This is a genomic window from Streptomyces sp. NPDC088116, assembly GCF_044741745.1.
In the GTDB taxonomy this organism is placed as follows: Bacteria; Actinomycetota; Actinomycetes; order Streptomycetales; family Streptomycetaceae; genus Streptomyces.
The window spans coordinates 656505-670055 of record NZ_JBIUTF010000004.1; the positions used below are offsets into that span (position 1 = coordinate 656505).

At 71.8% G+C, this 13551-nt stretch carries 11 protein-coding genes; all 11 read right to left on the reverse strand.

Annotation, left to right across the window (positions count from 1 at the left end; translation table 11 throughout):
- Window positions 1-33: 33 nt before the first annotated feature.
- The 11 genes from ACIOJD_RS19805 to ACIOJD_RS19855 all read right to left on the reverse strand — a co-directional run bounded on the left by ACIOJD_RS19805 (window position 34) and on the right by ACIOJD_RS19855 (window position 13360).
- Window positions 34-2676 (reverse strand): VWA domain-containing protein, encoded by a 2643-nt coding sequence (locus ACIOJD_RS19805; RefSeq protein ID WP_401915121.1) that lies wholly within the window; start codon window positions 2674-2676, stop codon window positions 34-36.
- Window positions 2677-2748: 72 nt separating this feature from the next.
- Window positions 2749-3255, reverse strand: coding sequence for a Pycsar system effector family protein (locus tag ACIOJD_RS19810; RefSeq protein ID WP_401915124.1), 507 nt, complete (start codon window positions 3253-3255; stop codon window positions 2749-2751).
- Window positions 3252-4916, reverse strand: a complete 1665-nt coding sequence (locus ACIOJD_RS19815; protein WP_401915126.1) for a hypothetical protein — start codon at window positions 4914-4916, stop codon at window positions 3252-3254. Before ACIOJD_RS19815 ends, ACIOJD_RS19810 begins: the two co-directional genes overlap by 4 nt.
- Complete coding sequence (locus tag ACIOJD_RS19820; protein ID WP_401915129.1) at window positions 4913-7282, reverse strand: hypothetical protein; 2370 nt, start codon at window positions 7280-7282, stop codon at window positions 4913-4915. Before ACIOJD_RS19820 ends, ACIOJD_RS19815 begins: the two co-directional genes overlap by 4 nt.
- Window positions 7279-8274, reverse strand: coding sequence for a hypothetical protein (locus ACIOJD_RS19825; RefSeq protein ID WP_401915130.1), 996 nt, complete (start codon window positions 8272-8274; stop codon window positions 7279-7281). Before ACIOJD_RS19825 ends, ACIOJD_RS19820 begins: the two co-directional genes overlap by 4 nt.
- A gap of 66 nt (window positions 8275-8340) precedes the next feature.
- Entirely contained in the window at window positions 8341-9072 is a 732-nt protein-coding gene (locus ACIOJD_RS19830; protein ID WP_401915132.1) for a Crp/Fnr family transcriptional regulator, read from the reverse strand.
- Window positions 9073-9515: 443 nt separating this feature from the next.
- A complete protein-coding gene (gene mmuM / locus ACIOJD_RS19835) occupies window positions 9516-10472 on the reverse strand; it encodes a homocysteine S-methyltransferase (protein ID WP_401915134.1) in 957 nt (318 codons plus the stop codon).
- A 154-nt stretch (window positions 10473-10626) separates the two neighbouring features.
- Window positions 10627-11169, reverse strand: coding sequence for a DUF6099 family protein (locus ACIOJD_RS19840; protein WP_401884215.1), 543 nt, complete (start codon window positions 11167-11169; stop codon window positions 10627-10629).
- Window positions 11170-11313: 144 nt separating this feature from the next.
- Window positions 11314-11664, reverse strand: a complete 351-nt coding sequence (locus tag ACIOJD_RS19845; RefSeq protein WP_401915136.1) for a nucleotide pyrophosphohydrolase — start codon at window positions 11662-11664, stop codon at window positions 11314-11316.
- On the reverse strand, window positions 11661-12794 hold the full coding sequence (locus ACIOJD_RS19850) for an ATP-binding protein (RefSeq protein ID WP_401915139.1): 1134 nt from the start codon (window positions 12792-12794) through the stop codon (window positions 11661-11663). The genes ACIOJD_RS19845 and ACIOJD_RS19850 overlap by 4 nt, the downstream gene beginning before the upstream one ends.
- A 176-nt stretch (window positions 12795-12970) precedes the next feature.
- Window positions 12971-13360, reverse strand: coding sequence for a cell division protein SepF (locus ACIOJD_RS19855; protein ID WP_401915142.1), 390 nt, complete (start codon window positions 13358-13360; stop codon window positions 12971-12973).
- Between the last annotated feature and the right edge of the window lie 191 nt (window positions 13361-13551).

Here is a 13551-nt window from a genome sequence, read left to right on the forward strand (position 1 = left end):
GCCGCCGCCGACGCGACGGCGGCCCGTCGTCACTCAGAAATTCGGGTCGAACGGTCGTGAACCGGCGGTCTGCTCCCCCGTGTTCGGCGGGGAGCCGCCGTCGTCTCCGTGGCGCCGGGCGCGTGGGGGACGGCCGGACGAGCCGTCCGAGGTGCGCGGCGCATCCCTCTCGCGCCGCCGCTCCCCCCGCCGGTCGTCGCGCCGGTCGTCGCGCCGGTCGTCGTTCTCGGGACGTCCCCGTCCGTCACGCCGGTCCGCGCTCCGGTCCTCACGCCGGTCCGCACGCCGGTCCTCAGGCCCTCCGTCGCCCCGTCCCCGTCCCCCGCCGCGTCCGTCACGCCGTCCCTCACCGCGCGCGCTCCGTCGTCCGTCACCGCGCCCGTCACGGTCGGGCGCGGCCGTACGGCGACCGGTCCGTGAGCGGTTCCGGTCGTCACCGGTCCGGTCGCGGCGGCCCGGCCGGCCGGCCGACCGCCGGTCGTGAACGACGATCTCCAGCCCGTCGCCCAGCGACGCGGCCTCCCCCGGCCGCAGCGTCCGTTCCCTGCCCTGGTGCGGCCGGAGCAGGAACTCCCCGCCGGAGGTGCGCCGCAGCCGGTGCGTGGCGGCCGCGGCCGGTCCGCCGCGCTGGAGCGAAGGCGCCGCGCCCCGCGAGCGGTCCACCACGAAGTGGAAGTCCCCGCCGGGGCTCTGTCCCTGCCGTACGGTCAGCTCGTCGGAGGCGGCTCCCTCGCCGCGCAACTCCAGCCGTACACCGGCCAGATCGCGCCTGCGCCGCCTCGCCCCGAGCTGTACGACCGTGAACACGGCGAGGGCGAGCAGCACGGCGGCTCCCGCAACGACGGCGCCCCACCACCGCTCCCACCAGGTGGGTACCGGTTCCACGACGACGCCGATGAAGGTGTTGTCCAGGACACGCCCGTCGTCGTCCAGGTCGGCGACCGTGACCCGGCCGCCGACCTCGCCGGAAGCGATCGCGGAACCGAGGGTGATGCCGAAGCCGACGTTCTTGCGCTCACCGGCCGCCACCTCGACCGTGGCGGGGCTGATCCGCAGCCCGGATCCGGCCGCCTGGTCGGCGAGGGCCAGCCGCAGCCTGCGCGCTTCCTTGCCGTTGTTGGTGATGCCCAGGGTGCCCTTCACCACGTCACCGGGGTGCGCGTTCCCCCGCTCGACGGACAACTCGGCCGTGACCGGCGGCGTACCCGATGTGATGCGCGCGTTCAGCGGCCGTTGATCGCCCGTGACCCCCGGCGCGGTCATCTCGGCCGTCAGCGCCAGATCCCCCGTGGCCGTGTCCGGTACGGTCAGCCTTCCGCTGAACATGACATCTCCGGCGCGCGCGTCCGGCGCCTTGCCGTTGTCCGAGAGCGGCACGGTCAACGCGTCGAAGCCGCTGCCGGAGAGCCGGGCGGCGACCTTGATCCCCTTCAGCTGGGCCGGATCGTCGATGACGACCCCGCGCCGGGTCTGCATGCGCACCTCGACCACGGCCGGTTCGCCGGGGCGCGGCGAGGTGGGAGTGAGCCGGACGGACGAGCGCAGCTTGCCCTGCCAGATGGCCCGTACGGCGACCTCCCGGTCGCCGTGCCCAGCCGGCGCCTCCAGATGGACACGCCACGTGCCGGGGCGCGGGTTCTTCACCCGCAGCGCCTCGACCGGACCGTCCTGCCCGGTGACCTCGAAGGTCGATCCGTCGAACGGCCCATGCGTGGGGACCCTCTTGCCGCGCGGGTCGTAGTAGGTCGCGGTCACCTTGGGGTCGTGTTTGCTGACCGTGATCGACCCGTCCGTGGCGATCTTGGGAATGGTCACGTTCAGATCGGCGGGCGGCTTGCCGATCGACCCCTGGACCACCTGGGCGCAGCGCGCGGCGGCGAAGGTCTCCTGAAGTGCCTTGTCGATCTCCGCCGAGCTGTCGAGCACCCGCATGCGCGGGGTGGCGGACGGCAGATAGGAGCAGCCGTTACGGAATCCGCCGGCGGCCATCTCGGTGAGCGCGGCCCGGTCGATCTCGCCGCCGAAACCGAGCGGCCAGATCTGTACGGACTCCTCGCGGGCCCGGCCCAGCTCCTCGGTCAGCTGTTCGGCCGCCTCCTTCTGACGGCTCGTCGGGTCGGCTCCGTACTGCGGGCTGTCCCGTACGTCGAGCCGGCCGTCGGTGAGCAGGAAGATCACCTTGGGCGTGCCGGGGCGGCTCTTCTCCTTCAGCCGGGTCAGCGCCTGGCGCAGGGCGGCCGGGAAGTCGGTGCCCGGTCCCATGGACGTGGAGTCCCGGCGGGACAACTGCTTGACGCAGTCGCTCAGATGCTCCCGTCCACTCTTGTCGACCACCGTCAGCTCGCACACCTCACGAACCTCTGACTGGCCGTTCTTCTCCGAGCTGCTGAACCCGATGACCGCTGCCCGCGACCGCTCCGAGATCTCCCCCTGGCTGAGCAGCGCGGCGGCCTCCACCTCGCGGGACAGGTCCTTGTCGGAGAGGCTCTTCGACTGGTCGACCAGCACGACGAAGTCGATCGGGTCGGCGCCCTCGCGGACGGCCGGGGTGTCGCCCGGCGCCCCGGTGGCGCTGCCGGGGACCGCGCCCGTCGCGGCGAACGTGCCGATCAGGGCCAGCAGTACGCCGGCCAGCGCCGTCGTGCGCGACGCCCTTCTCCCGCGATCCCCGTTCATGGGGCGGCTCAGGCTTATGGGGTGCCGCTGGTTTCTCTGGTTTCTCCGGCTACTTCTCATGTGCATCGTCTCTCACCACAACTCGCTCAGCAGGATCAGCACCGCGCCGAGCATCAGCGCGGTACCGCCCAGGCGCAGCCATCGGTACTTGGCGGCCAGCACGGCGGCGTGCACGGTCGCTTGGGTCAGCAGCCAGCCCACGATGTCCTCGCCGGACGCGGTGAGCCGGGCCCTCAATGCCTCGGACGGGGCGCCGGTCGTGAGATCGCGCAGGAACGTGGCGTCCGCGCCGATCCGGGTGCGCGGCAGGACCACCGAGATCAGCATCAGCAGTCCGGCCACACAGAGGAGTCCGCCGATGGTCAGAAGGGTCAGCGTCAACGGCGGCAGAGGCTGGGGCAGTCCGTCCTTGGAGAACGTGACGGCGCAGAAGGCTATGGCCCCGGAGAGCAGGATCGCCGCCTTCGTGTCGGCCCTGGCTATGTCCTCACGGACCGTCGTGACCAGGCTCTCGGCCACGTACCGTAGATCGTCGGCGCTGGGCTCGGACAGGCCGGCCCCCGTGGTCGCTGTGCTCATTCGTCACCCCAGTCGTCGAAGTCGGAACTCGGCCTGGCGGCACGCCGTGAGCCGCCCCGCTCGTCCCCTCGGTCGCGTTCCTCCTCACGGTCCCGGCGGTCGTTACGGTCCCGTTCCGCGGCGGACTCGACCCGCGTCGGCCGGTAGACCCGGGGCTCGTCGTCCCACGGGGGCCGCTGGGGCTCGGGGGCCCGGTCCCGATCACGTCCCCGATCCCGATCCCGATCCCGATCCCAGTCACGGTCATGGTCACGGTCCTCGGCGCGGCCGCGACGCCCGTCACGGTCACCGTCCCGCTCTCGGCCCCGTTCCCGGTCCCCGTCCCCGTCCCCGTCGCTGTCCCGGTCCCGGTCTCGCTCGCGATCCCGATCGCCGCGTCCGTACCGTCGTCGTTCCCCCGAGCCGGGGCCCTCCTCCAACTCCCGGCGCTGCGGCTGCCCGAGGAGCAAATGGTCCGTGACCCCACCGATCACGGCCCCACCGCTCTCCCGCAGCATCCGCAAGGTCTCGTACATCTGGTCACCGACGTCATGGCGTTCGAGATGTCCGGTGTCGAGCAGCCGGTTGAAGAGATTGAGGAAGTCCGCCTGCCCCTCGCGCTTCTCCTCCCGGATCGCGCTGCGGATCTCCCACTCCTTGTCGGGGTTCTTCGCCATGAGGTTGATGATTTCGGCCTCCTCACCCCGGCGGAGCACCGATTCCAGCTCGGCCGCCCGCTCCCGTACCAGCCGCCGTTCCAGCGCCTCCCTGCGCAGGTCCGCCTCCGCCTGTGCCTCGTTCTTGGTCATGTCGAAGTCGATCTCGTCGCGCTCGCTCTTCCGTCTCCTGACGGCGTCGCTCAGATCGATGAACACATGGATCGTCAGGCGCAGACCGAGGTCCCGGCCCAGCTCGATACGGCCCTTGCGCAGCTCCTCCTGGACGGCTTCGTCGGCTCGCTGCGCGTCGGTCAGCCGGAAACGCCGGGAGACCTGCCGCAGTTCGAGGAGGAGTTCGCCGTGCAGCAGCTCGCGCACGTCCCAGACCCGCTTGTCGACCACGGCGTAGGGATCGTCGACCTCCCAGTGGCACTCCACCCGGGCGTCGAAGAACTGCGCGTCGCCCGCGGCGGGCAGAGCCAGGTCGAACGAGGTCACGTTCCGCCCCAGCAGCACCTCGAAGACCGTGAACGGCTGGCGCAGCATCGGCTTGTCGTGGTCCTCGCGGCGGTTCGGCCACACCACGCTGTGCCCACCGTTCGCGTACAGCAGTACGGCGACGATCTGGCCGCTCTCGCGCCGGTAGGGCGGCCGGCGTTCCCGTACCAACGGGCCCACCGGACTCTCGTTGTACTGCTCGACCCGCGTGTCCGGCGAATAGTCCTCCGGCCCGCCGGGATCGCGCGGCTGGAACAGCTCCTCGTCCCGCCCGCGCCGCTCCCTCGGCCGGACCGACTCCTCGTACCGGCCGCGCGAGCGGAGCGGGTCCTGGACCTGCTGCTGCCTCTGCGGGGGCCGCTCCTCGTCCCGGTCACGCGGTTCCCTCGGCCGGAACGGGCCGTTGTCACGGCCGTCGCGCTCCGGCGACCGGAACGACTCCTCGTCCCGGTCGTGCTCATCCCGCGGCCGGAACGAATCCTCATCCCGCCCGCGCCGCTCTCCGTACTGCGGTGACGGACTCATGCCTCGGCTCCCTCTCCCACCGCGTCCCACATCGCGCGGGCGGCGGTCCTGTCCAGTGGTTCATCGGGGTCCCTGACCAGCCGCGCCAGCAGATGGCGCAGCCGGTCGCGGTCCCTGCGCTCCCGGGCCAGCCGGACCAGGAGGCCGCAGGCGAGGTCCAGTTGCTCCCCGTCTGCGGCCACCGCGCGCAGCAGTGCGGCCAGCGCGTCCTGCGTCACCTCACCGGAGCGGGCGGTCGACAGCGCGCGCCGCACCAGGGCCGCCAGCTCCCCGGCCAGCTCGGGCCTTGCCTTCAGCAGGGCGACGACGAGCATCCGGTCGCTCTGCCCTTCGAGTCCGGGCACGTCCTGGAGGCCCCACAGGAAGGTCGTACGTGTCCTGAGCGCCCGGATCACGGCCAGCAGCGCCAGGTCGGCGGACTCCCGCCGGCCCACCCGCAGCCAGCCTTCGAGGCGGTGCACGACGGTCGCCGGATCGGGTCCTGCCAGCAGCCGCGTCACACTGAACGAGGCCTCGGACAGCAGGACCGTACGGTCGTCGTCCTCGTCGTCCTCGTCCACGCGCACCGATTTGCCGAGCGCGTCGAGCGAGGCGGAGACGGAACCGGCCGCCATCCCGTAGCCGTGGGCCAGGACCGCGGTGATCCGCAGTTCGTCGTTGGCGCTGCCCGCCCACCCCCTGAGGATGCTGCGCACGGCCGGTTGTACGGACGGCTCCCGCGAGGCCTCGGCCAGCGCGGTCGCGGCCGACATCCGCTGTACGGGGCTGTCGGCCGTCGCCATGGGGAGGACCAGTTCATCGGCTCCGTAGGCGAGGTCCCAGGAACACAGCACGCCCGCCGCGATGGAGGCCCGTACCCACAGCACGGGCCGCGCGTCGTCGCACAGGGCCCGCAGCCAGCGCACGAGCGGGCCACGGGTGTTGTGGTGTCCGTGCCACACCTCCCGCAGCACGGCGGTGGCCAGCGCCTCCCCCTGCAAGTGGATGGCCCGCACCGGGACCTGGGCGTCCCCCAGGTCGAGTTCACCGTCCTTGAGCACGGACCGGGCGGCGACCGGCCGGGCCTCCGCGTGGGTGCCGAACAGCCGGCGGCCCACGGGCGTCCCGGGGTCGAGGGTCACCGCCAGCTCCCAGGCCAGCTGCTCGCCGGCCTCGGCGGTGAGGCTGTAGGGCGAACCGTTGAACACCGCGACGGCGATCCGGAACGCGGAGGCGCTGAGCGTCGGCAGGGCCTCGGGAAGGGTGCCGGGCCGGTCCGCCCCGGCGAACCAGGACCGGGCCTGCGCGCCGACGAAGGTCGAGCAGTCCTCCAGTAACCGCTGCTCCGTCAGCTCGCCCTTCTGACGCAGGGCGAGACGGTCGGCGAGCCGCGCGGCCTCGCCCGGACGCAGCTCGTCCAGACCGAGGGCCGCCTGGACGTCCGGCCGGGCGGCCAGGTCCAGGGCCTCTTCGAGGGCCTCCCGGGGCTCGTCCTTGAGCGCCACCCGGAGGTGGCGCAGGAGAACGTCCTCCGAGGGAGGCGGCGGGCAGGCCATTCCGTACCGTCCGCGCAGCAGCCGGTCCGCCAGATCGCCGCTCTCCACCAGCACCACGCCGAAGGCGTTCGCCGCGACGAGCCGGCTCCTGAAGCCGTCGAGATGCAACTCGGTCAGTGCGGCGGTGCGGACCCGTGTGCGGCTGCGGCCGTTGACATGCTCCGTCTCCTGCCACCCGGTGTCGTCGGCCTCGATCTCCAGGAGATGACCGTGCCCCTCGCTGATCCCGGTGATCTCGTGGACCTTGCTGCTGGGGTCCAGCCGGATCACCCGGTTGTCCGCCAGCTCGGAGAGCAGGGCGAGGGCCGTCGTCGTACGCCCGCTGTTGTGTTCCCCGCACAGCACCAGCAGTCCGCGCTCGCGCAGGTGTTCCTTCATCCGCCGGTAGCCGGCGGCCTCGCAGTAGATGGCGCCGAGCCGTGCCAGTTCCTCGGCGTGGACGGGTCCCTGGACCATGACATGGCCGCCGGCGACACCGAACTGGCTGATGAAGGTGGAGCCTTCGAAGTACTGACCGTCCGCGCCGAAGTTGACGGTCCGCCCCGGGTGGCCGGCCGCGAACGTACGGCGGGCGGCGTGCGCGGTACCGGAACCTCCGGTGCCGCCGGCGTCCCCGAGCGGGTTGCGCCCCGCGTGGTCGAACGGATTGGCCTCGGGCTGCTCCGGACTGTCCGTCTGGCCGTCCCCCGAGGACTGCGACGGCTTGTTGCCCGGTGACGGCTTGTTGCCCTGGCCCGGTTTGTTGCCCTGGCCCGGCTTGTTCGACTGTGCGGGTCTGGGCTCCTCGTTCGGCGCCTCGGGAGCGGCCGGAGCCTCGTCCAGGTCGCTCATGCGCCATCACCGGACTCCGTGCCGGTGGTGCGGTCGGGCCGCTCTGGTCCGTCGGATCGCTCGGACCGCTCGGATCGCTCGGATCGCTCGGAATCGTCGGACCGGTCGGATCGCTGGGATCGGTCGGATCCCTTGCTGAATCCGGTGAATCCCCCGTGGATCACGTTGCCTTCGAAGTACTGCATGTCGCCCTGGGCGTTGATCGTCCGTCCGGCGCCGGACGACCGCGGGCGCTCGCCCGGTGCGGGCCCGGCCGACCGTGGGCCGCCCCCGGGTCCCGGCTCAGGTAACCGTGGACCATCCGCAGGTCCGGGCCCAGGTGGCGGTGGGCCGTCCCCCAATGTCGGCCCACCGCCGGTCTTGTGCCGCGCCGTGCCCCCCGGCTCCGACGGCTCGGAAAGCCGTGGGACAGGGGGCGCGGATAACCGCGGGATGTGGAACCAGGCGGTCTCGTCCGTCTCCTTGGACCGGACGCGAGCGCTCCGGTAGTGCTCGGGCTCCACATAACGCCCGCCCTCCGCCACCACGTTGGCGTACAGCCAGTCGGTGACGACCAGCAGCAGATCCGCGCCGGGCGCATCGACCATGATCTGCTTGGCGGTGGGGCTGTCACAGAGCCGGCAGGCAAGGTCGACAGCCCTGCCCACCAGCCCTCTGCCGTCGTCGAGCACAGGTCCCAGACTCATCCCGACCCGCAGGCGCAGCCGGTCGGCACTGCTCCAGTTGTGCTCACGAAGGCACTGGTACAGGGTCTCCAGCCAGCGTCCGACCATCAGGGTCGGAGGCGTGCCCGGATCAAGAGCGGTGAGGATGCCGTCCCCCCGGTCCTCCTGGTGGATTCGGCCCAGCTCGACCCCCACCGAGCCGTACGCCTCGCCGAACGCCCCGTACAGGGCGTCCCGCATGCGCTTCTTGGCTGCCATCCCCAGCGTGCCCGAACCGCAGGCGTCGCCGAAGACCACCAGTCTGCTGACTGCTTCCACACCGTTCACCGAGTCCCCCTGTGCCGTGGTGACAGGTCAAGCCTGGCCGCCTGTCACGAGCGGCGATGTAGTCGTTTACACAGTCGGAGGAGTTTTCTCCGGCCGTCCCCCACGCGGTGGCTGCGCCGCCTGTCCTTCGGCGAGGAGACGCAACACCTGTATGTCCGTGACGAGCAGTTGTCGGTTTCCGGTGCGCACGACGTCCTGTTCCCGCAGCAGGCGCAGCGCTTTGGCGACGGCTTCCCTGGTGGCACCGATCGCGGCCGCCAAGTCGTGCTGGGGCAACGGAAGTTCGACGGACGTGCCCTCGCTGCCGACCCTGCCGACGCGCTCGGTCAGCTCCACCAGCCGCGCGGCGAGGCGCTGAAGCACGGAGCTGGAGGCCAGCGAGCGGCGTTCGACGTCGGAACTGCGCAGCCGGGCGCTGAACTGGCGCATGATCAACGATGTGGCATGCGGACGCGCGGCGAGAAAGCCGCGGAACCGCTCCGCCGACAGGACCGTCGCCTCGACCTGGCCGAGTGCGGTCACGGTGGCACTGCGCGGCCCTTGGTCGAAGGCCGCCATGTCACCGATCACCTCACCCGCGCCACGCAGAGCCAGGATGAGGCGGGCGCCCCGGTCGGTGTCGACGGAGACGACGGACCAGCCGGAGCGGAGGGCCAGGACGAAGGTGGTCGTGTCCCGTTCCCTGAGCATCAATTCGCCCGGCAGGTAGGTACGCCGGGTCCCCAGGGCGAGCAGCGCGGAGCGGTCGTGTGGCGTCAGAGCGTCAAGAAACGAACGGTTACGTTCGAAAAGACTCATGCGCCACCCCCGTGCGGCATCATCCCGACCGGCGAAAGGACCGCCGATTGCGCGGCGTGTTCTCCCTGTACCAATTCCCCGTTGATCAAGGGATTTTGACGATCCTTCACGCGGTGGGGAGGAAACGCTAAAGGCTCGTCACAACCTCGTCAACACGACCATGATGCTCCTCCGGCCCTTCTGTTACCGCCGGAACGGCCGAATCGTCCCTTGTTTTTCGGTGACCTTGGACCGTCACCCAGGGCCGAGCACCACCCCGGAGCCGGAGCGGCGCCGAACGCCCGGAAGAAACAGCAGGTCAGAGCCGCGGATCCAGCGGTTCCGATTCCAGGGCCGGAACAACGAGGACCGTTTCCCGGGCACGCCGGAGCGATGCGCTGTCGGCCAATCTGCCAGGGCCGTCAGGCCGAGGGGCTCACGGGCGAGTGCGTGTTCTCGATGCGTCATCGACGCGCCGACGCACTGAGTTCGGCGATCTCGGCGGGCCCGACCCGGCAGCAGCCGCCGACCAGCCGTGCCCCCGCGCGCTGCCAGGAGCGCAGCCTGGTCGCGTCGAACGCGGCCTCTCCACGCCAGCCCCGCGCCACCGCGTCCCACTCCTCGCCGCTGTTCGGATAGACGACGACCGGCTTGCCCGTCACCGACGCGGCGATCTCGACGGCGCGGTCCGTGTCCCCCGGCTCGCAGCAGTTGACCCCCACCGCGATCACGGAATCGTTCCCGGCGGCCACGGCGAAGGCGTCGGCGAGCGGCTGGCCTGCCCGGGTGTGCTCCCCCGCGATCGAGTACGAGAGCCAGACCGGCACTCCACAGCCGTCGGCGGCCCGCAGCAGCGCCTCCGCCTCGTCGGTGTCGGGCACGGTCTCCAGCGCGAGCACATCGGGACCGGCCGCCGCGAGGGCCTCGATCCTCGGCCGGTGGAAACGCTCCAGCTCCGCCACCGGGAGTCCGTACCGGCCGCGGTACTCACTGCCGTCCGCGAGCATCGCCCCGTACGGACCGACCGAGGCGGCCACCCACACCTCCCGCTCCCCGGTCTCCCCCGCGGCGCGCGCCAGCTCCACACTGCGGCCCAGCAGCGCGCTCGCCTCGTCGCGTGCCACACCACGCTGGGCGAAGCCCTCGAAGGTCGCCTGGTAGCTGGAGGTGATGAGGACCTGGGCGCCCGCCCGCACGTACGCGGTGTGGGCGGCCTCGATCTGCCCGGGGTCATCGATGAGAAGCCTCGCCGACCAGAGCGCGTCGGACAGGTCACAGCCCTGCGCCTTGAGCTGGTTGGACAGACCACCGTCGAGAACGACGATCCCCTCGGCGAGGTCCTGTCCGGCCGGTCCTGCGGGCCCGGCAGTGACCGGCCGGACAGGGCCCAGTGCGGCGGCGAGGGTACGGGCGGGCTTCACTGTTGCTCCAGAACTGGGGGGGGAGGTCCACGTCGAGCCTATGCCTCCGCGGCGTTCCCCCGGTCCTGTGGCCCACCTCGGCGGTGATCCGGCGAGCCGGACGGCACCGCGGCGGACCCGCGTACCACCGACAGCGAACCGAGTGGCCCCGCGCTCAGCGGACCCACGGCCCGTCCCACTCCCGCCCTCGCTCACGCTCCCACCCCCGTTCGCGCTCACGCTCCCGCGCGCGCTCCCGTTCCCGTTCCCGCTCGCGCTCCATCGCCACGAGCCGGCGCAGCATCCCGCCCACCCGGTCGTTCGACTCGTCGGCGGCGTCGATCGCCTCTATGCACTGCCAGTACAACGCCTCCTCGTCCGTGTCACACGCCACCGCGACCAACGCGATGCCCACCTCGCCCAGCAGCACTCCGAGTCCTGCCAGAGCCGCTCCGGGGTCCGGCACCGCGGAGAGCTGGGCGCCCCGTACCCCGCCGGTGCGCAGCCCCGGCTGGTCCGGTAATCCGCACCCGCGCCCGCCCGCTTCGGCAAGCTCGCGGGCCGCGCCTTTCAGCTCTTTCGGTCCGGTCAGCGCCAGTTGGTTGCCGATCGCCTGGGCGAGAGCCTGTGCCTGCCAGGCCTCCGCGATGACCTCCAGCGCGTCCGCACTGCCGGCCAGAGCATGCCGACTCACTCCGATGAGCCGTTCCGCATCCATCCGCAGCCCCCGTTCGTACGACAATCCTGCCCACTCGCTCCACTACCCAGAGTGAGGTAATGGCGGCAGAAACGCCAGAGCAATGCGGAAATCTGTGGACAGCAGGCTCGTTGTGCATAACTCGCCAACTCCACAGAGTGACAATCAGCGGGAATCAGGCTCAGCAGAAGGCGCCTTGGGTGGGTATCGGACCTCATTCCGGTCCACCTTGGCGGCGAGCGCGGCCAACGCGTCGATGCCCAGCACCTCGCAGAACTGGAGCAGATACGCCAGGACATCCGCGACCTCGTCGGCCACCCGGTGGGCGGATTCCGGGTCCTCCATCACCCGCGCCGACTGCTCCGGCGTCAACCACTGGAAGATCTCCAGCAGTTCCGAGGCCTCGACGCTCAGCGCCGCCGCCAGATTCTTGGGGGTGTGGTACTGCCCCCAGTCCCGTGCCGCCGCGAACTCGGCCAGCCTGCGCTGCAGTCCCGCTACATCCAGATCCGTCATGGGTTCAGATCTACCACCGTGACACCGGCGGCCGCACGCACGCACGAGGCATCGCCGACCGCCCCCACCAGCCTGAGGGGCCCCTCCGCGCAGACCGCCGCCGCCAGCGAGAGCAGTTCCCGCGCCTGCCGCCGGTCCAGGCTCCGGTCGAATCCGTCCGCGAGGACCGTGAGCGACCGCAGCGCCGCGGGCACTTCCACGGCCTGGTCCCCCGCCAGCACACCGGGACCGGTGAGCAGCACGAGCGCGAGCGCGAGATATCTCAACTCCCCCTCGCCGAGCCGGTCCACGGGGGTCGCCACCCTGGCCCCCGAGGTGTCCCGGGCGAGCAGCGCCCGCACCGTACCGTCGCCCAGCTGCTCGACCGCCAGCTCCGTCACCGGCCCCGCGCACCCGGCGCGCGCCGCCGCGGCCAGCCGGTCGTGGCTCCCCCCGCACCGGTCGCGTGTACGGTCCAGCACCGCCGCCAGGTTCTCGCAGCCGCGCCGCAGCCGGCCCTGGTCCGCGGCCACCGGCCGCCGCATGAGCTGCGGCTGCGGATCGCAGGCGAAGACGGAGCGCAGCGCCACCACGGTCTGTTCGGCCGCGGCGAGCACCTGTAACTGCCCCTCCGTCCGGCCCGCGACACGCAGCGGCAGCAGCGCCGTGCCCAGCCGGTCGTCGGGCAGCGGGGCGCGGGTCACCGGCGCCGCGCCCGCCGTGTGCCAGGCCGCCTGCACCGAGCGGCGCCCCGGGTCGCGCAGCGCCGTCGCCAGCAGGGTCTGTCCGCCGCAGGTCAACCGCTCGCCGACGATACGGAGTTCGGGCTCGGCCTGTACGGCGAGATCGAGCTGTACGGGACCGGCCGGACCGTCCACGGTGCAGCCGATCCGGAAACCGCGCCGCCCCTGGGCATCGGCGGCGGCCCGTTCCGGAACACAGGCCACCGGATCGGGGAACACCTCACGGAGCGAGGCGCCCGCGCCGAGCCGGGCGAGGGACTCGTACGCGCGCAGCGCCGTGGTCTTTCCGCTCCCGCTCGCCCCGGTGAAGAGCGTCATCGGGCCCAGCGGGAAGGCGGCTCCACGGTGCGAGGTGAAGGCCGAGAGCCGCAGTTCGGTGACGGCGGGGCGGGTGCAGGTAGCTTCCATGGCCGGACCGTATGCGGGACAAAAGGTGCCGAACCGTTCCGCCTGAAATACCTTCCTACGATCGGGGGACCGGCGCCCGCCCCGGGGCATGGGGCCCGCCCGGCGCGCAGAGTCCGGGGCACGAAGTCCGGGGTACGGGGTCCCGGCGCCGACGGCAGCGGCAGGACCCCGCGGCCTCAGGGGACGATGTCCGCCGCGATCCCCTCGACCTCCGTACCGGCGGGCGCCAGCAGGAAGACGTTCTTGTCGACGCGGTGCATCCCGCTGCCGAGGCCGAAGACCACCCCACTGCTGAAGTCCAGGATGCGCTTGGCCACTTCGCTCTCCGCACCGGTCAGATCCAGCAGCACCGGAATCTTCGCGATCATATGGTCGGCGACCTCCCGCGCGTCCGCGAACACCTGCACCCTCAGGACGATGAAGCGGCGGTTCTCCGCCGTGTAGTCCTGGGGCACGGTGGTGTGGTCGACCCGCGAGGGCCACTCGTTGCGGCCACGCAGCGGAACGACCTGGGCCAGCCCCTCCCACTGCTCGTCGGTGACGTCGTACCTGTCGTACCTGCTCACCGGACCACCTCGCCCGCACACGTTGTCTGCATCCGGCCATCCTCCCGCGCCTCACCCGTTCGGGCCAATCAGCGACACGGCCCGGTTAGCCGACCGTGATCGGCGCCACCGCGCCGACCCCCGTTCGGTGAACCGGGCCGGCCTCGACCGGTGCCACAACCGGACGGGCCCCGAAGCCGCACCGGCCGGGC

Excerpts from the sequence above, each read along its gene's own strand:
- ACIOJD_RS19845 (WP_401915136.1), bottom strand. The coding sequence starts at position 11,664 with ATGACGGATCTGGATGTAGCGGGACTGCAGCGCAGGCTGGCCGAGTTC.
- ACIOJD_RS19850 (WP_401915139.1), bottom strand. The coding sequence starts at position 12,794 with ATGGAAGCTACCTGCACCCGCCCCGCCGTCACCGAACTGCGGCTCTCG.
- ACIOJD_RS19810 (WP_401915124.1), bottom strand. The coding sequence starts at position 3,255 with ATGAGCACAGCGACCACGGGGGCCGGCCTGTCCGAGCCCAGCGCCGAC.
- ACIOJD_RS19805 (WP_401915121.1), bottom strand. The coding sequence starts at position 2,676 with ATGAACGGGGATCGCGGGAGAAGGGCGTCGCGCACGACGGCGCTGGCC.
- ACIOJD_RS19840 (WP_401884215.1), bottom strand. The coding sequence starts at position 11,169 with ATGGATGCGGAACGGCTCATCGGAGTGAGTCGGCATGCTCTGGCCGGC.
- ACIOJD_RS19830 (WP_401915132.1), bottom strand. The coding sequence starts at position 9,072 with ATGAGTCTTTTCGAACGTAACCGTTCGTTTCTTGACGCTCTGACGCCA.
- ACIOJD_RS19815 (WP_401915126.1), bottom strand. The coding sequence starts at position 4,916 with ATGAGTCCGTCACCGCAGTACGGAGAGCGGCGCGGGCGGGATGAGGAT.
- ACIOJD_RS19820 (WP_401915129.1), bottom strand. The coding sequence starts at position 7,282 with ATGAGCGACCTGGACGAGGCTCCGGCCGCTCCCGAGGCGCCGAACGAG.